The 25,414-nt window shown below is 72.4% G+C and carries 25 protein-coding genes; 13 read left to right on the top strand and 12 right to left on the bottom strand.

Features of this window, described 5'->3' with window-relative positions; genetic code table 11:
* Nucleotides 1–15: 15 nt before the first annotated feature.
* Together gltX and ACUP6Y_RS07510 are read right to left on the bottom strand one after the other, a co-directional pair.
* The gene (gene gltX, locus ACUP6Y_RS07515) at nt 16–1,479 is read right to left on the bottom strand and encodes a glutamate--tRNA ligase (protein WP_462555175.1); all 1,464 of its coding nucleotides are present in this window, start codon (nt 1,477–1,479) and stop codon (nt 16–18) included.
* Nucleotides 1,476–2,303 (bottom strand): fumarylacetoacetate hydrolase family protein, encoded by an 828-nt coding sequence (locus ACUP6Y_RS07510; RefSeq protein ID WP_462555174.1) that lies wholly within the window; start codon nt 2,301–2,303, stop codon nt 1,476–1,478. The genes gltX and ACUP6Y_RS07510 overlap by 4 nt, the downstream gene beginning before the upstream one ends.
* 32 nt (nt 2,304–2,335) lie before the next feature.
* Here ACUP6Y_RS07510 and ACUP6Y_RS07505 point away from each other — a divergent pair, with 32 nt between their 5' ends.
* Nucleotides 2,336–3,172: a 3-methyladenine DNA glycosylase gene (locus tag ACUP6Y_RS07505; protein ID WP_462555173.1), complete on the top strand. Its 837-nt coding sequence runs from the start codon at nt 2,336–2,338 to the stop codon at nt 3,170–3,172.
* A gap of 53 nt (nt 3,173–3,225) precedes the next feature.
* On the opposite strand, the gene ACUP6Y_RS07500 is transcribed toward ACUP6Y_RS07505, so the two are convergent.
* Entirely contained in the window at nt 3,226–3,855 is a 630-nt protein-coding gene (locus ACUP6Y_RS07500) for a TetR/AcrR family transcriptional regulator (protein ID WP_462555172.1), read from the bottom strand.
* A gap of 82 nt (nt 3,856–3,937) precedes the next feature.
* Here ACUP6Y_RS07500 and ACUP6Y_RS07495 point away from each other — a divergent pair, with 82 nt between their 5' ends.
* Genes ACUP6Y_RS07495 through ACUP6Y_RS07480 form a run of 4 tightly spaced genes read left to right on the top strand, consistent with a single transcriptional unit; the run spans nt 3,938 to nt 8,108 of the window.
* Nucleotides 3,938–4,867 carry a patatin-like phospholipase family protein gene (locus ACUP6Y_RS07495; protein WP_462555171.1) on the top strand — a complete coding sequence of 310 codons (930 nt, stop codon included), beginning with the start codon at nt 3,938–3,940 and terminating at the stop codon, nt 4,865–4,867.
* A complete protein-coding gene (locus ACUP6Y_RS07490) occupies nt 4,864–5,712 on the top strand; it encodes an SDR family oxidoreductase (protein WP_462555170.1) in 849 nt (282 codons plus the stop codon). The genes ACUP6Y_RS07495 and ACUP6Y_RS07490 overlap by 4 nt, the downstream gene beginning before the upstream one ends.
* Nucleotides 5,709–7,232 carry a flavin-containing monooxygenase gene (locus tag ACUP6Y_RS07485; protein ID WP_462555169.1) on the top strand — a complete coding sequence of 508 codons (1,524 nt, stop codon included), beginning with the start codon at nt 5,709–5,711 and terminating at the stop codon, nt 7,230–7,232. Before ACUP6Y_RS07490 ends, ACUP6Y_RS07485 begins: the two co-directional genes overlap by 4 nt.
* A gap of 24 nt (nt 7,233–7,256) precedes the next feature.
* Nucleotides 7,257–8,108 carry a helix-turn-helix transcriptional regulator gene (locus tag ACUP6Y_RS07480; RefSeq protein ID WP_462555168.1) on the top strand — a complete coding sequence of 284 codons (852 nt, stop codon included), beginning with the start codon at nt 7,257–7,259 and terminating at the stop codon, nt 8,106–8,108.
* Between the two features lie 5 nt (nt 8,109–8,113).
* On the opposite strand, the gene zwf is transcribed toward ACUP6Y_RS07480, so the two are convergent.
* Nucleotides 8,114–9,562, bottom strand: a complete 1,449-nt coding sequence (gene zwf / locus ACUP6Y_RS07475; protein WP_462555167.1) for a glucose-6-phosphate dehydrogenase — start codon at nt 9,560–9,562, stop codon at nt 8,114–8,116.
* A 214-nt stretch (nt 9,563–9,776) separates the two neighbouring features.
* A complete protein-coding gene (locus tag ACUP6Y_RS07470; RefSeq protein WP_462555166.1) occupies nt 9,777–10,268 on the bottom strand; it encodes a TetR family transcriptional regulator in 492 nt (163 codons plus the stop codon).
* Between the two features lie 123 nt (nt 10,269–10,391).
* Here ACUP6Y_RS07470 and ACUP6Y_RS07465 point away from each other — a divergent pair, with 123 nt between their 5' ends.
* The 7 genes from ACUP6Y_RS07465 to bioD all read left to right on the top strand — a co-directional run bounded on the left by ACUP6Y_RS07465 (nt 10,392) and on the right by bioD (nt 16,740).
* On the top strand, nt 10,392–10,988 hold the full coding sequence (locus ACUP6Y_RS07465) for a biotin transporter BioY (protein ID WP_462555165.1): 597 nt from the start codon (nt 10,392–10,394) through the stop codon (nt 10,986–10,988).
* A complete protein-coding gene (locus tag ACUP6Y_RS07460; protein ID WP_462555164.1) occupies nt 10,985–11,686 on the top strand; it encodes an energy-coupling factor ABC transporter ATP-binding protein in 702 nt (233 codons plus the stop codon). The genes ACUP6Y_RS07465 and ACUP6Y_RS07460 overlap by 4 nt, the downstream gene beginning before the upstream one ends.
* The gene (locus tag ACUP6Y_RS07455; protein WP_462555163.1) at nt 11,683–12,324 is read left to right on the top strand and encodes an energy-coupling factor transporter transmembrane component T family protein; all 642 of its coding nucleotides are present in this window, start codon (nt 11,683–11,685) and stop codon (nt 12,322–12,324) included. The genes ACUP6Y_RS07460 and ACUP6Y_RS07455 overlap by 4 nt, the downstream gene beginning before the upstream one ends.
* 174 nt (nt 12,325–12,498) lie before the next feature.
* Nucleotides 12,499–13,635, top strand: coding sequence for a biotin synthase BioB (gene bioB, locus ACUP6Y_RS07450; RefSeq protein ID WP_462555162.1), 1,137 nt, complete (start codon nt 12,499–12,501; stop codon nt 13,633–13,635).
* Between the two features lie 2 nt (nt 13,636–13,637).
* Nucleotides 13,638–14,921, top strand: a complete 1,284-nt coding sequence (locus ACUP6Y_RS07445) for an adenosylmethionine--8-amino-7-oxononanoate transaminase (protein WP_462555161.1) — start codon at nt 13,638–13,640, stop codon at nt 14,919–14,921.
* Nucleotides 14,918–16,045, top strand: a complete 1,128-nt coding sequence (locus ACUP6Y_RS07440) for an 8-amino-7-oxononanoate synthase (RefSeq protein WP_462555160.1) — start codon at nt 14,918–14,920, stop codon at nt 16,043–16,045. Before ACUP6Y_RS07445 ends, ACUP6Y_RS07440 begins: the two co-directional genes overlap by 4 nt.
* Nucleotides 16,042–16,740 carry a dethiobiotin synthase gene (bioD, locus tag ACUP6Y_RS07435; RefSeq protein WP_462555159.1) on the top strand — a complete coding sequence of 233 codons (699 nt, stop codon included), beginning with the start codon at nt 16,042–16,044 and terminating at the stop codon, nt 16,738–16,740. Before ACUP6Y_RS07440 ends, bioD begins: the two co-directional genes overlap by 4 nt.
* Nucleotides 16,741–16,743: 3 nt before the next feature.
* On the opposite strand, the gene ACUP6Y_RS07430 is transcribed toward bioD, so the two are convergent.
* Both ACUP6Y_RS07430 and ACUP6Y_RS07425 read right to left on the bottom strand, forming a co-directional pair.
* A complete protein-coding gene (locus ACUP6Y_RS07430) occupies nt 16,744–18,168 on the bottom strand; it encodes an amidase (protein WP_462555158.1) in 1,425 nt (474 codons plus the stop codon).
* 20 nt (nt 18,169–18,188) lie between these two features.
* Nucleotides 18,189–18,746 carry an NAD(P)H-dependent oxidoreductase gene (locus ACUP6Y_RS07425; RefSeq protein ID WP_462555157.1) on the bottom strand — a complete coding sequence of 186 codons (558 nt, stop codon included), beginning with the start codon at nt 18,744–18,746 and terminating at the stop codon, nt 18,189–18,191.
* A gap of 260 nt (nt 18,747–19,006) precedes the next feature.
* Between ACUP6Y_RS07425 and ACUP6Y_RS07420 the strand changes: the two genes are divergently transcribed.
* Nucleotides 19,007–19,627 (top strand): TetR/AcrR family transcriptional regulator, encoded by a 621-nt coding sequence (locus ACUP6Y_RS07420; protein ID WP_462555156.1) that lies wholly within the window; start codon nt 19,007–19,009, stop codon nt 19,625–19,627.
* On the opposite strand, the gene cimA is transcribed toward ACUP6Y_RS07420, so the two are convergent.
* From cimA to ACUP6Y_RS07395, 5 genes are all read right to left on the bottom strand, one after another.
* Nucleotides 19,593–21,200 (bottom strand): citramalate synthase, encoded by a 1,608-nt coding sequence (gene cimA / locus ACUP6Y_RS07415; protein ID WP_462555155.1) that lies wholly within the window; start codon nt 21,198–21,200, stop codon nt 19,593–19,595. The genes ACUP6Y_RS07420 and cimA overlap by 35 nt on opposite strands.
* Before the next feature lie 196 nt (nt 21,201–21,396).
* On the bottom strand, nt 21,397–23,106 hold the full coding sequence (locus tag ACUP6Y_RS07410) for a protein kinase domain-containing protein (RefSeq protein ID WP_462555154.1): 1,710 nt from the start codon (nt 23,104–23,106) through the stop codon (nt 21,397–21,399).
* An 88-nt stretch (nt 23,107–23,194) separates the two neighbouring features.
* Nucleotides 23,195–23,599, bottom strand: a complete 405-nt coding sequence (locus ACUP6Y_RS07405) for an MmcQ/YjbR family DNA-binding protein (RefSeq protein ID WP_462555153.1) — start codon at nt 23,597–23,599, stop codon at nt 23,195–23,197.
* 12 nt (nt 23,600–23,611) lie between these two features.
* The gene (locus ACUP6Y_RS07400) at nt 23,612–24,184 is read right to left on the bottom strand and encodes a Uma2 family endonuclease (RefSeq protein WP_462555152.1); all 573 of its coding nucleotides are present in this window, start codon (nt 24,182–24,184) and stop codon (nt 23,612–23,614) included.
* A gap of 112 nt (nt 24,185–24,296) precedes the next feature.
* Nucleotides 24,297–25,376, bottom strand: coding sequence for a branched-chain amino acid aminotransferase (locus ACUP6Y_RS07395; protein ID WP_462556654.1), 1,080 nt, complete (start codon nt 25,374–25,376; stop codon nt 24,297–24,299).
* Nucleotides 25,377–25,414 lie beyond the last annotated feature (38 nt).

The raw sequence follows: 25,414 nt of genomic DNA, 5'->3' as shown, positions 1-25,414 counted from the left end.
CTGAGTCCGGCTGGGTCAGCCGAGGGCACGCTGCAACCGCCCGAGGCTGCGGTCGCGCCCGAGGAGCTCCATCGACTCGAAGAGCGGCGGCGAGATCCGGCGACCGGTGACGGCGACGCGGACCGGGCCGAAGGCGTTGCGTGGCTTGAGGCCCAGTCCCTCGACGAGCGCGCCCTGCAGCGCGGTCTGGATCGCGTCGGTCGACCAGGTCGGGAGCGCGGCGAGTGCGTCGTACGACGCCTGCAGCACGGGGATCCCGGAGTCGCCGATCTGCTTGGCCGCGTCGTCGGGGTCGACCGCGAAGTCGTCCTCGGACACGAACAGGAAGCCGAGCATGCTGCTGGCCTCGGCGAGCTTGTTGATCCGCTCGGCGACCAGCGGCATGGCGAGCTCGAGCAGCTGGGCGTCGGCGTCGCCGACCGGGTCGCTGACAACGCCGTCGCGCTTGAGGAACGGCAGCACCCGATGGGTGATCTCGTCGGTCGACAGAAGCCGCATGTGGGCGGTGTTGATGGCGTCGCACTTCTTGAGGTCGAAGCGCGCCGGGTTCGCGACGACGTCGGCGATGTCGAACGCCTCGACCATCTCCTCGAGGCTGAAGATGTCGCGGTCGGCGGCGATCGCCCAGCCCAGCAGGGCGAGGTAGTTGAGCAGGCCCTCGGGCAGGTAGCCCTGGTCGCGGTAGGCCAGCGCGTGCGCCTCGGGGTCGCGCTTGGACAGCTTCTTGTTGCCCTCGCCCATGACGTAGGGCAGATGACCGAACTCCGGCGTCGCCTTGGCGATGCCGACGGCCTTCAGCGCCTCGTAGAGCGCGATCTGGCGCGGAGTGCTGGACAGGAGGTCCTCGCCGCGGAGCACGTGGGTGATCTCCATCAGCGCGTCGTCGACCGGGTTGACCAGCGTGTACAGCGGGTCCCCGTTGGCCCGGCACAGCGCGAAGTCCGGCACGAACTCGGTCTCGAAGGTGACCTCGCCGCGGACCAGGTCGTGCCAGGTGATCGAGCCGTCGGGCATCCGGAACCGCACGACCGGCCTGCGTCCCTCGGCCTCGAACGTCGCGACCTGCTCGGCGCTCAGCTCTCGGCAGAAGCCGTCGTATCCCTGCACCTTGGAGCCGGCGGCCTTGCGGCGAGCGGCGGCCTCCTCGTTGGTGCAGTAGCAGTCGTAGGTGTGGCTGCTGTCCTTGAGCTTGGCCAGCGCGTCGGCGTACAGGTCGCCGCGCTCACTCTGCTGGTACGGCGCGAACGGGCCGCCCACGCCCGGGCCCTCGTCCCAGTCGAGGCCGAGCCAGCGCATCAGGTCGAGGATCGACTCGAGCGACTCGTCGGTGCTGCGCTCCTTGTCGGTGTCCTCGATCCGGAACACGAAGGTGCCGCCGTGGTGGCGGGCGAACGCCCAGTTGAACAGGGCGGTGCGGATCATGCCGACGTGCGGGCTGCCCGTCGGGGACGGCGCCATCCGGACTCGTACCTTGCTCATGCGCGTGCTTCCACCTTGTTCGTGAGGGTTCCCAGGCCGTCGATCGAGATCTCCACCTCGTCGCCGACCTGCATCGGGCCGACACCCTCGGGGGTGCCGGTGAGGATGACGTCGCCGGGCAGCAGCGTCATCACGCTGGAGACGTGGGCGATGAGGGCGGGGACGTCGAAGACCATGTCGGCCGTCGTACCGTCCTGGACGACATCGCCGTTGAGGAAGGTCTGCACGCGGCGACCCTTGGTGAAGTCGTGGGGGTCGAGGTCGGTCTCGATCCACGGGCCCAGCGGGCAGAACGTGTCGAAGCCCTTGGCCCGGGTGAACTGCCCGTCGGAGCGTTGGAGGTCGCGGGCCGTCACGTCGTTGGCGAGGGTGTAGCCGTGGATCACGTCGGTCGCCTGCTCGGCCGGGACGTCGCGGCAGATCCGGCCGATGACGACGGCGAGCTCGCCCTCGTACTGCAGGTCCTGGGTCTGTCGCGGGTAGCGGATCGCGTCGCCCGGCCCGATGACACTGGTGTTCGGCTTGAGGAACATCAGCGGCTCCGACGGCACGTCGTTGCCGAGCTCGGCCGCGTGGGCCGCGTAGTTGCGGCCGATGCCGACCACCTTGCTGCGCGGCAGGACCGGCGCGAGCAGCCGCACGTCCTCGAGCCGATGCTCCCTCTCGAGCAGCTTGATCCCCTGGTACAGCGGGTCGCCGACGAGGCCGACGATGACGGCGTCGTCTCCGGGCTGGCCGTACTCGTCGAGATCGCCTACCAGTACGCCGTACGACGGCTCACCCTGTCCGATCTCTTGACTAGTCGTGAATCTGACGATGCGCACCCGGTGAGCCTATCGACCTACGCTTGCTCGTCGTGAATGCGGAGGAATGGCGTCAGCGGGCCGCTGAGCATGCCGCCCGCATCGACCGCTACGTCGCCCCGCACCTCGCCCGCCGCGAGGCCGCCGTCAAGCACCCGGTCTTCGACTTCCTGTTCACCTACTACTCCTTCCGCCCCGCCCAGCTGCGCCGCTGGCACCCGGGCTTCGGCGTCGTCCTGGAGGATGCCGCGGAGTACGCCGGCCTCAAGGGCTACGGCGACGGCGGGGTCACCGAGGAGTACGTCGCCTCGCAACGCCCGCTCATCTCGTCGCTGCATGCGTTGCTCGTGGCCACCGCCGGGCGCACCCCCCACTTCGGCTGCTTCGGCCTGCACGAGTGGGCCATGGTCTACCGCCTCGCCGAAGACCAGACCCGGCACGCCGACTGGCCGCTGCGCCTGGGGCCCGCCGGCACCGACGACGTCGTCGAGGGCCACCGGATCGCGTGCTCGCACTTCGACGCCTACCGCTTCTTCACGCCCCCGGCGCGCGGCCTGAACACGCTGAGCCCCGGCCGCGACGACCGCCCGGCGTTCGAGCAGCCCGGCTGCCTGCACGCCGGCATGGACCTCTACAAGCACGCCTTCCGGCTCTCCCCCATGATCGGCTCCGATCTCGTCGCCGACTGCTTCGAGCTGGCCTGGGACATCCGCACGCTCGACATGCGCGCGGCGCCGTACGACCTCGCGGACCTGGGATTCGAGCCGGTGCGGATCGAGACGGCCGAGGGCAAGGCGGCGTACGCCGAGGCGCAGCGGGGGTTCAGCGAGCGGGGTGCGCCGCTGCGGGCGCGGTTGGTCGAGGAGTGCGAGCGACTGCTGTCGGTCTGAGTCGGCTCCGCCGCGGGGCATGGCGCGCTGCACGGGCCGGCTCGCGCCCGCCCTCAGCGCGCCGCGATCCCGTCGTACATCACCGCGCGGATGGCGGCGCTCAACCGCTCCTGCTGCGCGAGGGCGGGGTCGCGCATGCCGGCCAGCACGGAGCCGAGGATCATCCCGTTGATCGCCTGGGCGGTCGGCTCGACGTCGAGGTCGGCGCGCAGGTAGCCGAGCCGGACGCCGTGCTCGAGATACGCCGCGGTGAGCGGCGTGGTCATCGCGAACAGGTCGAGCATCCGCTCTCGCATGGCGTCGTCGATGCCGGCGGCCGAGAGCAGCAGCTGGGCGACGCGCGGGTCCTCGCTGAAGATCTGTGCCAGCGCGGTGCCGATCCGCGCGGTCTGCGCGCGGTACTCCTCCAGCGTGCTCACCGCGTCGGGCGCGTTCTCGGCGCCGAGCGCCTCCACGATGCGGCCGATCAGGTCGTCGATGACGTGCTCGACGATGTCCCGCTTGTTGGCGAAGTAGCGGTAGAAGGTGCCGTGCCCGATGCCGAGGCGCGCGGCGATGTCGGCGATCCCGGTCGCGTGATAGCCCTGCTCGGCGAAGCAGGTGAAGGCGGCCTCGATGATCTCGCGCCGGGTCTCGGCCTTGCGCCGCTCCAGCCGCGAGAGCCCCTCCGTGGTCGCCGTCATGACACCGGAGCCTATTGCAGATCGGCGGAACTGACGATACGTTCCGGAACTGACATCTGATTCCGTTCAGTCTGGAGGCCGCATGGGGCGCGCACTCGTCATCGGCTGCGGCGGCACGCTGGGCTTCGCCTGGACCGCCGCCGTGCTCGCCGAGCTGGAGCGGCAGGGCTGGGACCCGCGGGCCGCCGACGTCCTCATCGGTACGTCGGCCGGTGCCGAGCTGGCGTCCCTGCTCGGCTCCGGCGTACCGGGCAGCGCGATCCACGACGGCAGCGACCACCTCGTCGCCGACCACCTGTCCTCGCCGCGTGCGCCGGGCGCTCTCCCGGGGCTACCGCGACCCAGCCTCCCCGGCCTCGGCCTCACCCGCGCAGCCCTCACCCGACGCGGCGACCTGCTCTCCGGGCTCGCCGGCCTGCTCCCCCGCGGCGGCGGGGACGCGCAGTGGCTGGTCGACCTCGGCGAGGCCCTCGCCGACCCGGCGACCGGCTGGACGACGCACCCGCGCACGTGGCTGGTCGCGGCCGACGCCCGCACCGGCGAGCGCGTGCCGCTCGGCCACGTCGATGCGCCGAAGACCGCGCTGGGACAGGCGATCTCGGCCTCGTGGGCGATCCCCGGCTGGTTCCCGCCGGTCCGGATCGGCGAGCGCACGTACCTCGACGGCGGTGCCGTCTCTCCCACCTCCGCCGACCTGCTGCTCCCCCAGGTCCGGGACGGCAGCATCGACGAGGTGGTCGTCGTGGCCCCGATGTCGAGCCACGGCGGGGCTCCTGCGCGTGGCCTCACCCGGGTCGAGCGGCTGTTGCGCCGGGCGATGACCCGCCGCGTCGACCGCGAGGTCGCTCAGCTGCGCGCCGCAGGCGCCCGGGTCGTCCGGGTCGAGCCGACCGCCGCCGACCTCGACGCCATGGGCGCGAACTTCATGGACGGCTCCCGCGTGCAACGGGTCCGCGACACGGCTGCCCGCTCCGCTCCCACCCTCGTCGACCAGCTGGAGGTCCTGCGATGACCCGCCCCATCCCGATCGACCTCGCCGGCGCGCACGTCGCGATCACCGGCGGCGCCCGCGGCATCGGCCGCGCCACCGTCGAGGCCTTCCTCGCCCGCGGCGCGCGCGTCTCGTTCGGCGACCTCGATCTCCCCACGGCGCAAGCGACCGCCCAGGAGACCGGCGCGAGCGCCCACCACCTCGACGTGGCCGATGCCGCGTCGTACGACGCCTTCGTGACCGCCGCCGAGGAGACACACGGCCCGGTCGACGTCCTGGTCAACAACGCCGGCGTGATGCCCAACGGCGCCTTCCTGGACATGGATCCCGCGCTGGACCGGCTGATGATGGAGGTCAACGTCCACGGCGTGCTGCACGGCATGCGCCGGGTGCTGCCCGGCATGGTCGAGCGCGGCCGCGGCCACGTCGTCAACGTCGCCTCGCTCGCGGGCAAGTTCCCGATCCCGGGGCTCGCGGTCTACAACGCCAGCAAGTTCGCGGTGGTAGGGCTGACGGCCGCGACCCGGCTCGAGATGGCGCCGCACGGCGTGACGCTCACCGCCGTCCTCCCCTCCGCGGTCGACACCGACCTCGCCTCCGGCCTCGACATGAGACCGATCCCGAAGGTCAGCCCGCAGCGGATCGCCGACGCGGTCGTCGGCTCGGTGCGCGGCCGCGAGGCCGAGATCGCCGTGCCGCGGTACGTCGGCGCGCTGGCCGCCACGACCACGCTCATCCCCACCGGCGTGCTCGACCGCGTCCGCAGGGTCGTGGGCGACGACCGCGCCCTGCACACCGACACCACCGAGCGCGCCGGCTACACCGATCGCCTCAACAGCGCCGCCACCGAGAGGACCACCCGATGAGCAACCCCAGCAACGGACACTGTCACGACGCCGTCATCGTCGGCGCCGGCTTCGGCGGCATGGGCGCCGCGATCGAGCTCCACCGCCAGGGGTACGACGACCTGGTCATCCTCGAGCGCGAGGACGACCTCGGCGGCACCTGGCACATCAACCGCTACCCCGGCCTGGCCGTCGACATCCCGAGCTCGACCTACTCCTACTCCTTCGAGCCGAATCCCCACTGGTCACGGCTGTTCGCGCCCGGGCCGGAGCTCAAGCGCTACGCCGTCCACGTCGCCGACAAGTACGACCTGCGCCGCCACATGCGCTTCGGCACGGTCGTCGAGAACGCGCGCTGGGACGAGGAGTCCTCCGTCTGGGAGGTCTCCATCGAAGGCGGCGAGGTGGTCCGTGGCCGGTTCCTGCTGACCGCGACCGGCTTCCTCTCGCAGCCCAGGCTCCCCGACATCTCCGGCATCGAGGACTTCCAGGGCACCGTCGTCCACACCACCCGCTGGGACGACGACATCGAGCTCGAGGGCAAGCGGATCGGCATCATCGGCACCGGCGCGACCGCCGTCCAGCTGATCCCCGAGCTGGCCGAGGTTGCCGGCCACCTCACCGTCTACCAGCGCACGCCCATCTACGTGAGCCCGAAGCTGGACGGACCGGTGCCGGGCATCGTGCGCGGCGCGTTCGCGAAGGTGCCGCTGACCCAGCGCGTGACGCGGCTGGTCGGCACCTCGATCCTGGAGGTGCTGATGGTCGCCGGCGTGCTGCACTTCCGCGACCTGCCGTGGGCCAACGCCACCGGCAAGCGGGTCTGCGAGGCGCACCTGAGGCGCCAGGTCGAGGACCCGGAGCTGCGGGCCAAGCTGACCCCCGACTACGACTTCGGCTGCAAGCGGCCGACGTTCAGCAACACCTACTACCCAACCTTCACCAAGCCGCACGTCGCCCTGGAGACCACATCGATCGACCACGTCGACGCCGCCGGCATCGTCACCTCCGACGGCCACCGGGTCGATCTCGACGTGCTCGTCCTCGCCACCGGGTTCAACCTGTGGGACGCGAACTTCCCGGCGATCCGGATCGTCGGCCGGGAGGGCCGCGACCTCGGCGCCTGGTGGCGGGACAACCGGTTCTGCGCCTACGAGGGCATCACCGTCCCGAGGTTCCCGAACTTCTTCTCGCTCAACAGCCCCTACTCCTACTCGGGCCTGTCCTACTTCACGACCATCGAGTCCCAGATGGCCCACATGGGGCGGCTCCTGACGGCGATGCGCGAGCGCGACGCTGCCGGCTTCGAGGTGACCGAGGAGGCCAACGACGCCTTCCTCGACCGGATGACCGGCCTGCTCGACAACTCCGTCTTCAACGCCGGGAGCTGCGCGACCGCGCGCAGCTACTACTTCAACCAGCACGGCGAGGCGGTCCTGCTCCGGCCCACCTCGACCGTCTCGGCGTTCCGCGAGGCGACCAGGTTCCCGCTCGACGACTACACCTACCTCCCAAAGGAGGTAGCGGCGTTGCCGGTGTGACCACCCTCACCTACCGTTGAGGGCATGGCCCTCGACCTCGCGCGCACGATCGCGGAGTTCCACGCCGCCGGGCGCGGCGACATGGCCTTCGGCGGCCCGGTCACCACCGGCGGCGCGGCCATCGACGTCACCGCCCTGCATGGCGCCAAGACCAGCGCGCTGCGCGGGCTGCGGGTCCGCTCCGGCTACGGTCTGGGCGGCAAGGCGCTACTCCTGGGCCGGCCGGCGTCGGTCACGAACTACTACGACGCGCGCGGCATCACCCACCAGTACGACGTCCCGGTGCGCGCCGAGGAGCTCGAGACCGTGACCGCGCTGCCGATCATGGTCGACCGCACGGCGCGGATGGTCGTCTACATCGGCCACCGCACCCAGGTTCATCTCGGCGACGTCTGGTACGACGCCTTCGTGCCCCTGGTGCGGCGGGTCGAGCGCGAGATCGCCGTCGACGACGAGGTCCGCCGCCGCCTCGCCGGCCTCGAGCCGGTCACCCGCCACGCGCCGCCCGAGGTCGCGCTCACCCGGGCCGACCTGCGCGACATCTCCGACGAGCTCGCCGACCTCGCCGCGCTGGTCCAAGACGACGTCCTGCGCGCCCGTCTCGAGGAGGTCCGCAGCCGGGTGGAGCACGGCCACTCCCCCGCGGCACCGGCTGCCCGTCGTACCACGGCCGTGGTGCCGACCGGTCTCGCCGCCCGTGAGGTCGACGTCCTCGCGCAGGTCGCCCTCGGCCAGAGCAATCGCGAGGTCGCCGCCTCGCTCGGACTGGTCGAGAGCACCGTGAAGTCGTACCTCAAGAACGCGATGCGCAAGCTCCACGCGACCAACCGGGTGCATGCTGTGCGGCTGGCCCGGGAGGCCGGCGTCATCGACTGAGCGCCTCAGCCGCCCATCGCGTTCGGGTTGCGCCACTGCCGCTCGAACGGCAGCCGCCAGGCGTACGGCGCCACGAGCTGGTGGATCTGGTTGGGCCCCCAGCTGCCCTGACGGTAGGGCCGGACCACCGGCGGGCTCTCGAGCAGCGGCTCGGAGACCTCCCACAGCCGCTCGATGCCCTCGGCGGAGGTGAACAGGGTCTGGTCGCCGCGCGCGGCGTCGTAGATCAGCCGCTCGTAGGCCTCGAGCACGGAGCCCGCCCACGTGGTGTCGCCCATCGCGAACTGCATGGAGAGCTTGTCCAGCTTCATCCCGGGACCGGGCCGCTTGCCGTAGAAGGACAGCGACATCTTGGCCTTGTCGGCGAGGTCGAAGGTGAGGTGGTCGGGTCCGTGGTCGCCCACACCCGAGTTGCTCGGGAACATCGAGCGGGGCGGCTCCTTGAACGCGATCGAGATGATCCGCGCCCCCTCGGCCATCCGCTTGCCGGTGCGCAGGAAGAACGGCACGCCGGCCCAGCGCCAGTTGTCGATGAAGCACTTGAGCGCGATGAACGTCTCGGTCTCCGACTCGGGCGCCACGCCCTCGATGTCGCGGTAGCCCTGGTATTGGCCACGCACCACGTTGGCCGGGTCGATGGGCATCATCGAGCGGAAGACCTTGTTCTTCTCCTCGTTGATGGCCTCGGGGTGCAGCGAGGTCGGCGGCTCCATCGCGGTGAACGCGAGGACCTGGAACAGGTGGGTGACCACCATGTCCTTGTAGGCGCCGGTCGACTCGTAGAAGTTGGCGCGCTGCTCGAGACCGAGCTCCTCGGGCACGTCGATCTGCACGTGGTCGATGTTGTTGCGGTGCCAGATCGGCTCGAACAGACCGTTGGCGAAGCGGAAGGCGAGGATGTTCTGGGCGGCCTCCTTGCCGAGGAAGTGGTCGATCCGGTAGATCTGCGACTCGTCGAAGGTCTGGTGCAGCTCGGCGTTGAGCGCCTTGGCCGAGGCGAGGTCGACGCCGAACGGCTTCTCCATGATGATCCGGCTGCCCTCGGCGAGCCCGGCGTCGTCGAGGGTCTTGACCACCGACAGCGCGGCCTTCGGCGGCACGCTCAGGTAGTGCAGCCGCACCCGGTCGCCGGACCACTCCGACTCGGCCTTCTCGACCGCCGCCCTCAGCCCGGCGGGGCCTTCGGCGCCGGGCGCCCAGTGCAGCAGCGTGGCGAACTCCGGCCACGCCGCCATGTCGCCGTCGTCGCCGGAGAACTCCAGGACCGCCTCATGCACGAACTGCACGAAGGACTCGGTGGTGTACTCGTCGAGCGACGTGCCGACGATCTGCAGCTGGGGCAGCAGGCCGGTCTCGAACAGGTGCAGCATCCCCGGCAGCAGCTTGCGGCGGGCCAGGTCTCCCGTCGCGCCGAAGAGCACGACCGTGACGGGCTTCTGGGTCTTCGGTGCCATCTCGTCCACTGTGCCTCCTCGTCGTTACCGCCACGATAACGAGAGGCGTCGCGAGATGGCCGGTGCGTCAGCTCGGGACGAGCCGGACGTCGGCCCCGGCACCGGGCATGCACATCTGCATGCACTGGCAGAACCACCGCTTCCATGAACATGCCGCAGACCGTCGTTTCGATCCCCGGCATTCGCAGCCCCGTCCACAGGCCACTCAGGCGACTCAGGCCAGCCGCGCGCGCAACCCGTCGAGGAGCAGGCCCAGCCCGAGCGCGAAGTCCCGGTCGTCGGCGTCCTCGTGGGAGAGGACGTAGCGCAGCAGGGTGCGCGCACCCACCCGGGCGAGGTCGTCGGCGGCGCCGGCCCGCTCCAGGGCCGCGCGCAGCGGGCGCTCGAGCGCCTCGGCGTCGGCGCGGTTGACCTGGGCGATGAGGACGGCACCGTCGCGGTGGCGGCGCATCGCGTCGCGCAGGCCGAGGCACAGCAGCTGCAGCTCGGCGTCCCAGGCCATGATCTCGGCGGGCCGGCGGCCACGGCGCAGGATCTCGTCGGCGATGGCCGCGAGCAGCGCGTCCTTGTTGGTGAAGTGGTGGTAGAGCGCGCCGGGCTGGACACCGAGGTCGCCGGCGAGGCGGCGCATGGACAGTGCGTCGAGGCCGTGGGCGTCGAGCACCTCGATGGCCCGGGCGACCACGTCAGCCCTCCGATACCGCACCGCTGCTCCTCCTCGACGTCGTCTCGTCTCCCGGGCCGACGTTGACCCGGGCACGATGGCCAGCCTAACCTGAACACCGTTCAACTGCGCGCACCGCGCTCCCCCGGACCCGAGAGTGACCCGATGACTCGCCGTACCCCCACCACCGACGTCGCCCTGATCGCCGGCTTCGCCGCGCTCATCGCGGTGTGCGCCATCCTGCCGGACATCAAGACCGGCATCGGCGTGCCCTACTCCCTGCAGACCTTCGGCGTGCTGCTCGCGGGCGCCGTGCTCGGCCCCGTGCGCGGGTTCCTGTGCGTGCTGCTCTACCTCGTCGCCGGCCTGGTGCTGCCGATCTACTCCGGCGGCGCGTCCGGCATCTCCCACTACAGCGGCGTCACCGCCGGCTACCTGGTCGCGTTCCCGATCGCGGCCGCACTGTGCGGCTTCCTCGTCTACCGCAACCGGCAGAACGCGACCCAGTTCGCTTTCGTCTTCACCTGCGGCCTGCTCAGCAGCTTCCTCGTCGTCCACACGCTCGGGCCACTCAACCTCGCCTGGCGCGCGGACCTCAGCCTCAAGGAGGCGTTCAGCTTCGACGCCGCCTACTTCCCCGGCGACATCGCCAAGAACGTCGTGATGGCGCTGGTCGCGACCGCCGTGCATCGGGCCTTCCCCGACCTCGTCGCCCGCCGCAGCCCGGCCAGCACGGACGAGCCGGCGACCCAGTCGGCGTGAGCCGGATCGAGCTCGACCGGGTCGTCGTCCGGGCGGCGACACCGGGCGGGCCGGTCCCCGAGGTCACGGTCCTGCGCGAGACGACCCTCGACCTCGCCGAGCGGCGGATCGCACTGATCGGCCCCAACGGCTCCGGCAAGTCCACCCTCGCCCGACTGGTCAACGGCCTGGTCGAGCCGACCTCGGGGCGAGTCGTCGTCGACGGGCTCGACGTGGCACGGAAGGGCCGCGAGGTACGCCGCCGGGTCGGCTTCGTGTTCACCGACCCCAGCGCCCAGCTGGTGATGCCCACCGTCGTCGAGGACGTCGCACTCTCACTGCGCCACCAGGTACGCGGACGCGAGGAGCGGACCTCGGCGGCACGCGAGGTGCTGGCCTCGTACGGACTCGAGGAGCTGGCCGACCGCAGCGTCCACACCCTCTCCGGCGGCCAGCGCCAGCTGCTCGCCCTGGCCGGCGTGCTCGCCACCGACCCCACGATCCTGGTCGCCGACGAGCCGACGACACTCCTCGACCTGCGCAACGCCCGGATGATCGGCGACCTGCTCCTCGGCCTCCCCCAGCAGCTGGTGCTCGCGACCCACGACCTCGACCTGGCCCTGCGCTGCGACCGGGTGCTGCTCGTCGAGGACGGCGCGGTCGTCGCCGACGGCGTGCCCACCGAGGTCGTCGACCACTACCGCGCGAGCGCCGGATGACCGCCAGCCCACTCGGCGACTACCAGCCCGGCACCTCGGTCTTCCACCGGCTGCCCGTCGGCGCCAAGCTGCTCGGGCTGCTGGTGCTGAGCATCGTCGCCGTGGCCTTCCGCGGCGTCCCGACGACCGGAGGCCTGCTGGCTCTGGCCGTGCTGGGCTGCGCCGTCGCCCGGGTCCGCCTGGGCCGGGCGTTGCGGGCGCTGCGCGGCGTCGTGATCGCAATGACCCTGCTGGCGGCGTACCAGACCTGGCAGCGGGGCGCCGAGCACGCCTTCGTCGTCGTCGGCGCGCTGGTCGCGCTGCTGCTCCTCGCCACCGTCTTCACCACGACCACCTCGGTCGAGCGGATGGTCGACGCCGTCACCCGCTGGCTCGGCCCGTTCCGCCGCTTCGGCGTCAACCCCGAGCTGGTCGCGCTCGCGTTCTCGCTGATGATCCGCGGCATCCCGCTCACGCTCGCCATCGCCGGCGAGACCCGCGACGCCGCCCGGGCCCGGGGCCTCGAGCGGAACCCGCGCGCGTACCTCACGCCGCTCGTCATCCGGGTCGTCGCCCATGCCCGGGCGACGGGCGACGCGCTGCACGCGCGGGGGCTGGGAGACGAGTCCGCCGGGGCCGAGGAACGAGGCCGCGGATGACGGCCGAAGGGACGCGTCACGAGACCGGGTGAGGTGCTGCACCCAGCCCGACCAGGCACCGCTCCGACAGCAGGCCGGGCCCTGCACGACCTCCTCGACGTCCGGGCCGATCCCGGCTATCCTGAGCGACCTGAACACCGTTCAGTTCGCCGCACGAACCACCCGAGGAGCACCATGACGACCACCGACTTCGACGCGCTGGCCACCCGCATCCTCACCGGGGGCGCGGCGACCGAGGCCGACGCGCTCGCCGTCCTCCAGGCGCCCGACGACGACCTGATGAGCCTCGTAGCGGCCGGTGGCCGGCTGCGGCGCCAGCACTTCGGCAACACCGTGAAGGTCAACTACCTGGTCAACCTCAAGTCCGGCCTGTGCCCCGAGAACTGCAACTACTGCTCGCAGGCGATGGGCTCGCAGGCGCCGATCCTCAAGTACTCCTGGCTCTCCAAGGAGGAGACGCTCGAGCAGGCCGGCGCCGGGCTGCGCGGTGGCGCGACCCGGGTGTGCATGGTGTCGTCGGGCCGCGGTCCGTCGGAGCGCGACATCGACAAGGTCGTGGAGATGACCCAGGCACTCAAGGACGAGTACGACGGCGTCGAGGTCTGCGCCTGCCTCGGGCTCCTCAAGGACGGGCAGGCCGCGCGGCTCAAGGCGGCGGGGGTCGACGCCTACAACCACAACATCAACACCGCCGAGTCCCACCACGACAACATCGTCCAGACCCACACCTACGACGACCGCGTGGACACCATCGGCAGGGCCAAGGACGCCGGCCTGTCGCCGTGCTCGGGGCTGATCGCGGGCCTCGGCGAGACCGACGAGCAGCTGGTCGAGGCGCTGTTCGCCCTCAAGGCACTCGACGCCGACTCGATCCCGGTGAACTTCCTGATGCCGTTCGACGGGACGCCCTACCAGAACACCTGGGAGCTCTCCCCCATCCGCTGCGTGAAGATCCTGACCATGGCGCGCTTCGTGTGCCCCGACAAGGAGATCCGGATCGCCGGCGGCCGCGAGATGCACCTGCGCACGCTGCAGGCCACCGCGCTGCAGGTCGCGAACTCGATCTTCCTCGGCGACTACCTCACCTCCGAGGGTCAAGACGCCAAGGCCGACCTGGAGATGCTCCGGGACAACGGCTTCACGATCCTCGGTCTCGACGCCGCCGCGTTCGACGAGCTGATCGCGACCCACGACCGCACGGCGGCGTCCCACGGCTGCGGCGACGCGTGCGGCGGGTGCGCCTCCGGCGGGACCTGCGGACCACAGATCCGGACCCGCGGGGCGGGCACCGGGGTCCCGGCGAACGCCTGATCATGACCGTCACCGTGGCCGGCGACCTGCTCGCGTTCGACCGGGAGCACCTCTGGCACCCCTACACGTCGATGACCGCGCCGACCCCCGTCCGGCTGGTCACCGCCGCCCGGGGCTGCGCGCTCGAGACCGACGGGCGCTGGGTGGTCGACGCGATGGCGTCGTGGTGGTCGGCGATCCACGGCTACCGGCACCCCACACTCGACGCCGCCGTCACCGAGCAGGCGGGCCGGTTCAGCCACGTCATGTTCGGCGGGCTCACCCACGAGCCCGCGGTCGAGCTGGGCCGGCGCCTGGTCGCGATCACCCCCGAGCCGCTGGAGCGGGTCTTCCTCGCCGACTCGGGCTCGGTGAGCGTCGAGGTCGCGCTGAAGATGGTGCTCCAGTACCAGCGCGGCGTCAGCCACCCCGAACGCACCCGGATGCTCACCGTCCGTGGCGGCTACCACGGCGACACCTTCCACCCGATGAGCGTCACCGACCCCGACGGCGGGATGCACGCGATGTGGACCGGGACGCTCCCGAACCAGCTCTTCGCTCCCCGGCCCCCGGCACACGACGCGAGCCCGGCCGCGATCGCCGCATGGGCCGATCAGGTGCGAGACCTCGCCGCCCGCCACGCGCACGAGCTCGCCGGCGTCGTCGTCGAGCCGCTGCTGCAGGGCGCCGGCGGCATGTGGCCCTACCCCGTCGAGTGCCTGCGGATCCTCCGCGAGGTCGCCGATGCGCACGGCCTGCTGCTCGTCTTCGACGAGATCGCGACCGGCTTCGGCCGCACCGGCCACCTGTTCGTCAGCGAGCTGGTCACCCCCGACGTCTTGTGCGTGGGCAAGGCGCTGACGGGCGGCTACCTGACCCTGGCCGCGGTGCTCACCACCGACGCCGTCGCGCGCGGGATCTCCGGCAGCGAGGCGGGTGTCGTCATTCACGGCCCGACCTTCATGGCCAACCCGCTGGCCTGCGCGGTCGCGAGCGCGTCCATCGACCTGCTGCTGGACTCCGACTGGAAGTGTACGGTCACCGCGATCGGCGACCGGCTCCGCGCGGGCCTGGCACCGCTGCGCGAGGCCCCCGGGGTGGCCGACGTACGGACCATCGGCGCGGTCGGCGTCGTCCAGCTCGACCACGACGTCGACGTGGTCGCGGCGACGGACGCGGCCCTCGAGGCCGGCGTGTGGCTGCGGCCGTTTCGCGACCTGGTCTACGCGATGCCGCCGTACATCATCGGCGACGACGAGCTCGACCGGCTCGTCGCAGGGATCGGAGCGGCGGTGGGGGCCGGATGAGCGTGTGGCAGGAGTGGCTGGGTGCCGAGGCGAGCAGGCGCGAGGAGGCGGGCCTGACCCGCCGGCTGCGCGCGCGGCCCGCCGACGACGCGACGATCGACCTCGCCGGCAACGACTACCTCGGGCTGGCCCGCGACCCCTCGGTCCGGCGGGCGGCCGCCGATGCCGCGTGGACGTGGGGATCCGGCGCCAGCGCCTCGCGCCTGGTCACCGGCACCTTCGCGCTGCACGAGGACCTGGAGCGTGAGCTCGCCGACTACCTCGAGCAGCCCGCGGCGCTGGTCCTCTCCACCGGCTACCACGCCAACCTGGCGATCGTGGCGGCGCTCGCGGACCGCACCACCCGGGTCCTCTCCGACGCCCACATCCACGCCTCGCTGGTGGACGGGGTCCGGCTCTCGCGGGCCCGGCTGAGCGTCGTACCCCACAGCGACGTCGACGCGGTCCGCACCGGCCTGGCCGCCGCCTCGGGGGCGGGTGAACGGGCGATGGTGCTCGTCGAGTCGGTCTACTCGGTGCTCGGCGACGCGGCGCCGCTGGTCGAGCTGGCCGCCCTGTGCGAGGAGTACGACACCCTGCTGGTCGTCGACGAGGCCCATGGCGTCGGGGTGCATGGCCCGGGACTCGTCGCGACGCTGGGCCTCGCCGGCCTGCCTCACGTCGTCGTCACGGCGACGCTGTCCAAGTCACTCGGCGCGCAGGGCGGCGCGGTGCTCGGCTCGGCCGCGCTGCGCGAGCACCTCGTCAACCGGGCGCGGCCGTTCATCTTCGACACCGGCCTGGCGCCGGCGCCGGCCGCGGGCGCGCTGGCCGCGCTGCGGGCGATCCGCGAGCGCCCGGAGCTGGGCACGACCGTGCGCGCCCGGGTCGCCGCGCTGGCCGACGCCCTCGGCGTCGTGGTCCCCGCGGGTGCCGTGCTGTCGGTGCCGATGTCGTCACCCCGGGCCGCGGTCGCCGCCCAGGCGGCGGCCCTGGAGGCGGGGCTGCGGGTCGGCTGCTTCCGCCCGCCGTCGGTCCCCGACGGCATCTCGCGGCTGCGGATCACCGTCACCGCCGGCGTCGCCGAGGACGACTGGGCCGGCGCTGTCGAGGTGCTCGTCGGCCTGGTCAAGGAGCACCAGTGACCCGAGTCGTCGTGGTGACCGGCACCGACACCGGGGTCGGCAAGACGGTCGCGACCGCGGCGATCGCCGTCCGGGCTGCTGCCGCCGGGGAGCGGGTGCTCGTCGTCAAGCCGGTGCAGACCGGGATCGGCGGCGCCGAGCCGGACGTCCCCGACGTCGACACGGTCGCCCGCCTCGCGGGTGCCGACGCGGTGCAGCTCGTCGCCCTCGACGAGCCGCTGGCCCCCGACACCGCCGCCCGCCGCCAGGGCGTGGCGATCCCGACCGTGCGCGAGCACGTCGCCCGGATCCGGGAGCTGCTGCCGTCGTACGACCTCGTGGTCGTGGAGGGTGCCGGCGGCCTGCTGGTGCGCCTCGACACCGAGGGCGGCACCCTGCTCGACCTCGCCCGCGACCTGACCTTCGCGCTGATGCGCGCCGACGGCTCGCCGGTCGAGGTCGTCGTCGTGTGCCGCGCCGGCCTCGGCACCCTCAACCACACCGAGCTCACCACCACCGCGCTGCGAGCGGTCCAGGTCGAGCCCGCGGGCCTGGTCGTCGGTGCCTGGCCGGCCGAGCCCGGCGTCGCCGAGACCTGCAACCGCACCGACCTCCCGCGGCTCACCGGCGTCCCGGTCCTCGCCGTCATCCCCGACGGCGCCGGCTCCCTGACCCCCGAGGAGTTCCGGGCGGCCGCGCCGGCCTGGTTCGGCTGAGCCTCACCACAGCGGCGGGCGGCGCTCCTTCCACGGCGCGACCGCCTCGACCTGGGCGGCCAACGAGATGAGCAGCTCCTCCTCGGCCGGGCGGGCGGCGAGCATCACGCCGACCGGGAGGCCGTCGGGGGTCTGGTGGAGCGGCAGCGAGATGGCCGGCATCCCGGTGACGTTCCAGGCGGAGGTCCACGGCGTGAACCTCTTCTGCGCCTCGAAGTCGGCCGCCGGGTCGGCGTCGTCGCGGATCGCGCCGACGGGCAGCGGTGGCGTGGCGAGGGTGGGCGTGAGCACGATGTCGTACGGCGCCAGCGCCACCAGGGCGTCGGCGGCGTGGCGGCGCATCGCCCCGATCGCCAGCCCGAACTCCGGCCCCGAGACCGCCTCGCCGCGCTCGCCGAGCCAGCGGGTGAGCGGCCGGAGCTGCTGGCGCTGCGCCGGGTCGAGGGGAACCGTCGACAGCGCGGTGAGCACGGCCCAGCAGGTCTCGAAGACGCCGACCGCCTCGGGCGGCAGCGGCACCTGCACGTCCTCGATCACGTGGCCGAGCGCGGCGAGCAGGCGCGAGGCGTCGTCGTAGGCCTGGTGCACGTCGGGATGGACCTCTGCCTCGGCGATGACCGGCCGGTCGAACCGGGCGATCCGCAGCCGGCCGGGCTCGCGGCCCGCCGCGGACAGGAAGGGGCCGGACGGGTCCGGGGCCCAGGTGGGGTCGCCCGCGCGGCGGCCGGCGAGGACGTCGAGCAGCGCCGCGGCGTCGGCGACGGTGCGGGCGATCGGGCCGGCGACGGCGAGGCCGATCGGGTCGCCGTACATCGGGAAGCCGCTGATCCGGCCGCGGGTCGGCTTGAGGCCGACCAGGCCGCAACAGGACGCGGGGATCCGGATCGACCCGCCGCCGTCGGAGCCCTGCGCGAGCGGCACCAGACCGGCGGCGACGGCGGAGGCGGCACCGCCCGAGGAGCCGCCCGCCATCCGCGTGGTGTCCCATGGCGTGACGGCCGGCGGACGCCCCTCCGGCTCGGTGTAGCAGGGCGAGCCGAACTCGGGCGTGCTGGTCTTCCCGAGGCTCACCATCCCGGCGTCCTCGATCGCCAGCGCCACCCCGTCGGACACGTCGGGCACGTAGTCGGCGAACACCGGGGACCCGAACGCCGTGGGCACACCGCGGGTCAGGTTGAGGTCCTTGATCGCCGTCGGCACACCGGCCAGCGGTGACGCGCCCTCCCCCACCGGCCCGACGGCCGCGACCTCCCGGGCCCGGCGTCGTGCCGTGTCCGGGTCGCGGAGCACGAACGCGCCGTCGACGTACTCCTGCGGGAGACGCGCGGCGCGTTCGAGGTAGTGCTCGGTGAGCTCGACGGGGCTGATCTCACCGGTTCGGATCAGCGCCCCCTGCTCGAGGGCGGTCAGGTCGTGGAGTTCGGCCACGACCCGACCCTAGGCCAGGGTCAGGCCGCGCTCACCTCGGGGGCGAACCCGACCAGGGTGCCCAGCGCGGCGAGCAGCTTCGCGCGGACCTCGGGGTCGGTGGTCGGGTCGACGTCGACGGCCGGCTGCGAGACGGTGACGTCCTCGACCACGATCGCGCCGGCGATGCCGGCGGAGCGGGCGGTGTCGCCGTGGGCCCACTTGCCGCCGTACGGCGTGGGGGTGGCGCCGATGACGCCAAAGGGCTTGCCGACCATCGCGCCCGCGCCGTAGGGCCGCGAGATCCAGTCGATCGCGTTGTTGAGGACGGCGGGCATGGTGCCGTTGTACTCGGGGGTGACCGCGAGCACGCGGTCGGCGGAGGCGACCCGCTCGCGCAGCGTGACGGCAGCGGCCGGGGCGTTGGCGCCGTCGAGGTCCTCGTTGTAGAACGGGACCTGGTCGAGACCCTCGACGATGTCCAGGGTGACGCCGGCCGGGGCCTCGTCACGCAGGATCTCGGCGAGCTTGCGGTTGAGGGAGTCGGCGCGCAGGGATCCGACGAGAACGGCGACGCGGGTGCTCTGGGTGTCAGTCATGAGAGTCAAAACGGACCGTGGTCCGCTTTCATTCCCGGAGTCGCGGGGTCTTTTTCACCAACCGCCGTCGGCACCGCCGCCTAGTGTCGTGTCAGGTTGAAGCGCTGACATGGCCGGTGGTCCTGGTGCGTGCATCGCAACGCGCCGGCGCGCCGCCATACCGGGTTGTCTGTCAAGCGTCGGCAACGCCGCGAGGTGCGTGCCAGGGCCGCCGAACATGGCGGCGAATCAACCTGACGCGACACTAGGGTGGACATGCCATGACCAAGGACCTCCCCCTGCTCACCACCGCGCCGGTCGTACGCCGCGACGCCGCCCGCAACCGCGAGGCGCTGTTGCAGGCGGCGGCCGAGCTGATCGAGACCTGCGGGGTCGACGACCTCACCACCGAGGCGGTCGCGGCCCGGGCGGGCGTCGGCAAGGGCACGGTGTTCCGGCGCTTCGGGAGCCGTGAGGGTCTGATGGCCTCGCTGCTCAACCACCGCGAGGAGGAGTGGCAGGCCAGCGTGATCAGCGGGCCGCCTCCGCTCGGTCCCGGCGCGCCGCCGATGGAGCGGCTGCTGGCGTTCGGGGTCTCTCGGCTGCGCCACCACCGCGAGCAGGCCGCGCTGATCGAGGCCGCCGGCTCGACCTGGGGCGAGAACTACGCGGTGCTCGGGTTCGTCTCGCTCCATGTCCGGATGCTGCTCGCCCAGCTGGGGGTGCAGGGCGACCTCGGCTACCTCTCGACCGCGCTGGTCGCCCCGCTCGCCGTCCCCGTGCTGCGCCAACAGATGGACGCCGGCGGGATGAGCGAGGCGCAGGTCGTCGCCGGCTGGAACGACCTGGTCGCCCGGGTCGTCGGGATCAGTCCTGGTGGTGGCGCAGCAGTCCGTAGGTGAGGCTGTCGGCGAGCGCCTCCCACGAGGCCTCGATGACGTTCGCGCCGACGCCGACGGTCACCCACGAGGACGCACCGTCGGTGGTCTCGATCAGCACCCGGGTGATCGCGTCGGTGCCGTGCCCCTGGTCGAGGATGCGCACCTTGAAGTCGATCAGCTCGAACTTCGCGATCTCCGGGTACGCCTGCTCGATCGCCGAGCGCAGCGCCTGGTCCAGCGCGTTGACCGGGCCGTTGCCCTCGCCGGTCACGACGTAGCGCACCCCGGCGGCGCTCAGCTTCACGGTCGCCTCGGAGACCGCCTCGTCCTCCGGCCGGGCATGAGTGAGCGTCTCGGTGATCACCCGCCAGCTCTCGACGTCGAAGTACGACGGCCGCCGACCGTCGGCCTCCTCGGCGAGGAGCAGCTCGAAGGAGGCGTCCGCGGCCTCGAAGGTGTAGCCGCGCAGCTCGAGCTCCTTGACCCGGTTGGTCACCCGGGTGACCAGCTCGGGGTTGTCGGAGAGGTCGAAGCCGAGCTCCTTGCCCTTGAGCTCGATGGTCGCGCGCCCGGCCATGTCGGAGACGAGCAGGCGCATGTCGTTGCCGACGCCGGCCGGGTCCATGTGCTGGTAGAGGTCGGGGTCGATCTTGATCGCGCTGGCGTGCAGCCCGGCCTTGTGGGCGAACGCCGACGCGCCGACGTACGGCTGCCGCGCGGCAGGCGGCACGTTGGTGACCTCGGCGACGGCGTGCGCGATCCGGGTGGCCTCGGTGAGCAGGCCCGGCGGCAGCACCTGCTGGTCGAGCTTCAGCTCCAGGTTCGCGACGACGTTGACCAGGTCGGCGTTGCCGGTGCGCTCGCCGTAGCCGTTGATGCAGCCCTGGACGTGGGTCGCGCCCGCCTCGACCGCGGCGAGGGTGTTGGCGACGGCGAGGCCGGTGTCGTTGTGGCAGTGGATGCCGACCCGGACCTGGGTGGTCTCGAGGACGTCGTGGACGACGTCGGAGACCCAGCCCGGCAGCATCCCGCCGTTGGTGTCGCACAGCGCGACGACGTCCGCGCCGGCGTCGTAGGCCGTGCGCAGCACCTCGAGCGCGTAGGACCGGTCGAGCCGGTAGCCGTCGAAGAAGTGCTCGGCGTCGAGGAACACCTGCTGGCCCTCGGCGCGCAGGTGGCCCACGGTGTCGCGGATCATCGCGAGGTTCTCCTCGAGCGTGGTCCGCAGCGCCTTCTCGACGTGGCCGACGTGCGACTTCGCGACCAGGGTCACGACGCCGGCGCCGCTGTCCCGCAGCGCGGCGACCTGCGGGTCGTCGGCGGCGAGCAGTCCCGCGCGGCGGGTGGAGCCGAAGGCCGCGAGCCGGGCGTGCCTCAGGTCCAGCTCGAGCGTCGCGCGCCGGAAGAACTCGGTGTCCTTGGGGTTCGCACCCGGCCAGCCGCCCTCGATGTACCCCACGCCGAGCCCGTCCAGGTGCCGCGCGATGGCGAGCTTGTCGGCCACCGTGGGGTTGAGGCCCTCCTGCTGCATGCCGTCGCGCAGGGTGGTGTCGTAGACGTGGAACGAGCCGTGGAGGTCGAGCTGCTGGGTCATCGGGGATCTCTCGCTGGGTGTCACCTGGGCAAAACAAAAGCCTCCCGAGAACGAGAGGCTGGCGCGTCCGACAAGGGTCGTCGGACGCGCTAACTAATGATCTCGCGACGGTCGCTGCGCGACCTCTTTGATCCAAGGATCGTGACGGTGATGATGCTCACGAGGTCAGTGTGCCACGGATGCCCGGTCGGCCGGCTCAGAGTCCAAAGGGACCGCTGGTCCAGGGGAGCCAGGCGACGCCGTTCCCGGCGACCAGCACGCCGAGCCCACCCGCGACCGCGAGCAGCAGCGCGCAGCTGAGCAGCCACGGCACGGGGCGCCGCGCGAGCGGATCGAGCACCCGCGCGACCGGCGAGCGGAACCGGCTGCTGCCCGGCCCCGACCACAGCGCGACGCCGAGCGTGGCGCCGCCGGCCAGCAGCGTGCTCGGGACTTCGAGCGCGAGCGCGTAGCCGAGCAGACCGGCCGCCACGCCGAGCCCCGCGCTCCACGACACCAGCACGGCGGTGCCGGTCACGGCACGCACCAGATGCCACGGGCTGGTCGTGACCCAGCGCAGCCCGTCGTACCACTTCGCGCCGCGGACGGTACGACGGCTCGCGACCGCCGATGCCGCCAGCGACCCGGCCCGCAGCAGCCACACCGTCAGCACCACCACCGCGGCGGCGACCCACGGGGCGGCCGCGAAGCCGGCGCCGAGCGCGACCGCGCCGAGCCCGACCGCGATCCAGCGGCGGATCCGCTCGCCCAGCGGCGCCGTGGGCTGCGGGGCGAACGCCTGCTCGAGATCCCAGGCCTGGTCGAACTGCTCCTCCAGGCGCGCCATCGCGGCGTCCGGCGGCGGCGGCAGGGCCGGAGCCGCGAGACCCGCCGTGGTCGGCGGCGCGGGAGGCGGCGGCTCGACGGCGGTCGGCAGGACCTGGGTGCCGGGCGCCGCCGACTCCGGCGGCGCGGGCACGGTCGGCGGCGTGATCGGTCCGGGCGGGACCGGCGCGCTCCCCTGCGCGGCGAGCGCCAGCGGCAGCGTGAAGTCGTCGGCCAGCGGAGTCGCCCCGGTGAAGAGCGCACCCGGCGGCGGCACCGGCGACAGCTCGGGCCGGGTGCTCTGCGGGCGCAGCCAGGCCAGCAGCTCCTCGAGCAGCGGCCGCTCCAGCGGCTCCGGGTCGAGCGCCGCGGCGAGCACCTCGGCCAGCGGGCTCTCGATGCCGGCCAGGTCGTGCTGGCCGCGGCGGGTGCGGTCCATGACGGCCATCGCCGGCCCGCGGCCGTACGGCGCCCGCCCGCTCGCGGCGTACGCGACGCTCGCCGCCCAGGCATGCACGTCGGCGGCGGGGGTCGCCTCGTCGCCGTACAGGATCTCGGGGGCGAGGTAGCCGGGCGTCCCGAGCAGCCAGCCGGTCTGGGTGAGCCGGACGTCGTCGGCGACGCGCGCGAGTCCGAAGTCGATCAGGATCGGAGTGCGGCCCTCCATCAGCACGTTGCCCGGCTTCACGTCGCGGTGCAGCACTCCCGCCGCGTGGACGGCGGCCAGCCCTTCGGCGAGGCAGCCGGCCAGCCAGAGCAGGTCACGCCCGGTGACCGGGCCTTCGGCCGCGACGTGCTCGTGGAGCGAGAAGCCCGGGACGTAGCGGGTGACGACGTAGGGCACCTCGGCCCACGGGTCGGCGTCGAGCATCTCCGCCACCCACGGGCTGCGCACCCGGGTCAGCGAGCCGACCTCGCGGGCCAGCCGGTTGCGGGCCTCCTGGTCGCCCACGACCTGCGGGCGCAGCACCTTGAGCGCGACCCGCTGTCCGTCGGGTCCCTGAGCGAGGTGGACGATGCCCATCCCGCCCTCGCCGAGCTTGGTGAGCAGTGAATAGCGGCCCACCTGTGCGGGCGCGCTGCTCTCGGGGCGCAGGGTCACCCCCCGAGGCTACCGGCGAGGGCCGCCCCGACCCCTCAACCGCGCGGCCGGGCGAGGGCGCGTGACCGAACCACGGAAGGGGGTGCGGCTACTCAGATCGTGCGTCGAGCTCCGCGACGAGCCGCTTGGGCGCGACCCGGCGGTACGACGCGTCGGCCAGCTCGGCGACCTCCGTCCAGTCCACGGCCGGGTCGGCGAGGTCGATCGCGCGGCCGCCGTAGGGGCCGTAGTAGGCCGGCACGAAGAAGCGCGGGTCCTCGTCGAGGGCCGGCAGGTCGACCGCGTCCGGCGTGAAGATGAACGCGCTCGACACCCTCCGGTGCTCCCCCGGCCGGATCTTCTCACTGCCGCCGAAGACCGCGAAGATCTTGCCGGCGCGGAAGGTCGGTCGGCCATGGCTGATCCGCTCCTCGGCCCCCGGCAGCGCCAGGCAGATCGCCCGCAGCTCGGCCAGACCGGGGTCGTCGTCGCGGAACATGATCGGGTGCGCCATCGGTCCGCCCGTTCAGTCGACCAGGACGCCGGGACGGATCGCGACCTCGAACGGCACCATCGCCATCCACGTCTCGTCGGCCGCCACGTCGGCGACCTCGGCGTACCGCCCCTCGCGCAGCTCCCAGGCGACCAGCCGCAGCTCGCCCGGATCGACGATCCAGTACGACGGCACCCCGGCGCGCTCGTAGCGGCTGAACTTCGTGGTCAGGTCGTAGAGCCGGTTGGACGGCGAGAGCACCTCCACGGCGAGCAGCGGGACGCCCTCGTAGTAGCGCTGCTCCAGGGCCGAACGTGGCGCCACGAAGATGTCGGACTCGACCCAGGTGTTGTCGTCGATGATCGCCCCTGTCGGCGCCTGGACCACGATCAGGCCGGGCGGCGCGGCGCGGCGCAGGACCTCACGCAGCCCGGAGGCGACGTAGGTGTGCCGGACGTCAGGGGGCGCCAACGCGATCAGCATCCCGTCGATCAGCTCGTAGCGCGGGATCGGCCCCCGCGCGTCCGGATCGTCGGGCAGGTCGAGCAGGTCCGCGACCGTCACCGGCCCGCGCGGCGCCCAGTCGAGGTCTGCCTCCAGCGTCATGTCCACCATCGTGCCCCATCCTCCCGAGAGCTGTCATGGAGCGATGGTGGCACCACCCTCCGTCAGTCCGGCGAGTTCTCCACAGAAGGTGCCGACCGGGCCCGGGACGGGCTCAGGAGATCCGGTGCATCCAACCGAAGGTGTCCTCGGCACGGCCGAGCTGGACGCCGACCAGCGCGTCACGGATCCGCATGGTGAGGTCCTGGCCGGCGGGTGCGGGGGTCTCGCCGCCGGCGTACTTCAGCGAGCCGACCGGGGTGACCACGGCGGCCGTGCCGCAGGCGAAGATCTCGGTGATCCGGCCACTGGCGACGCCCTCACGCCACTCGTCGATGCCGAACCTCCGCTCGGTGACCTGGTGGCCCATCTTCTCGGCGAGCTCGATGATCGAGGCGCGGGTGATGCCCTCGAGGATGGTGCCGGTCTCGGGCGTGACGATCGAGCCGTCGTCGAACACGAAGTACATGTTCATCCCGCCGAGCTCCTCGACGTACCTGCCCTCCTGGGCGTCGAGGAAGACCACCTGGTCGCAGCCCTCGGCGTAGGCCTCCTGCTGGGCGACCAGCGAGGAGGCGTAGTTGCCGCCGGTCTTGGCGGCGCCCATGCCGCCGCGGCCGGCACGGGTGTACTCCTCGGTCAGCCACAGCGTGACCGGCTTGATGCCGCCCTTGAAGTAGGCACCGGCCGGGCTCGCGATCACCATGAAGGTGACGTGCTGGGCCGGGCGCACGCCGAGGAACTTCTCGGAGGCGAACATGAACGGGCGCAGGTAGAGGCTCTTCTCGCCGCCGTCGGGGTTGCCGGGCACCCAGCGCTCGTCGATCTTCACCAGCTCCTCGACGGCCTGGAGGAAGTCGGGCACCTCGAGCACGGGCAGCGCGAGCCGGTGGCTGGAGCGCTTCATCCGCTCCGCGTTGGCGCCGGGCCGGAACAGCCACAGCGAGTCGTCGTCGTGGCGGTAGGCCTTCATCCCCTCGAAGGTCTCCTGCGCGTAGTGCAGGACCGCTGCCGCGGGGTCGAGGGTGACCGGGCCGTACGGCGTGATCCGGGCGTCGTACCAGCCGCGCTCCGGCGTCCACTCGACGGTGAGCATGTGGTCGGAGAAATGCACCCCGAAACCCGGGTTCGCCAGGATCTCGGCCAGGCGGGCGTCGTCGGTCGGGTTCGCAGAGAGCGTGGTGGTGATCTGCATGGTCATCAGGTTAGTCCTCGTTAACGCGGGGCGGGAGG

The sequence above is a fragment of the Nocardioides sp. S5-5 genome (assembly GCF_054954065.1).
The sequence above is the reverse complement of the archived record's forward strand: the minus strand, read 5'-3'. Positions and strand labels throughout refer to the sequence as shown.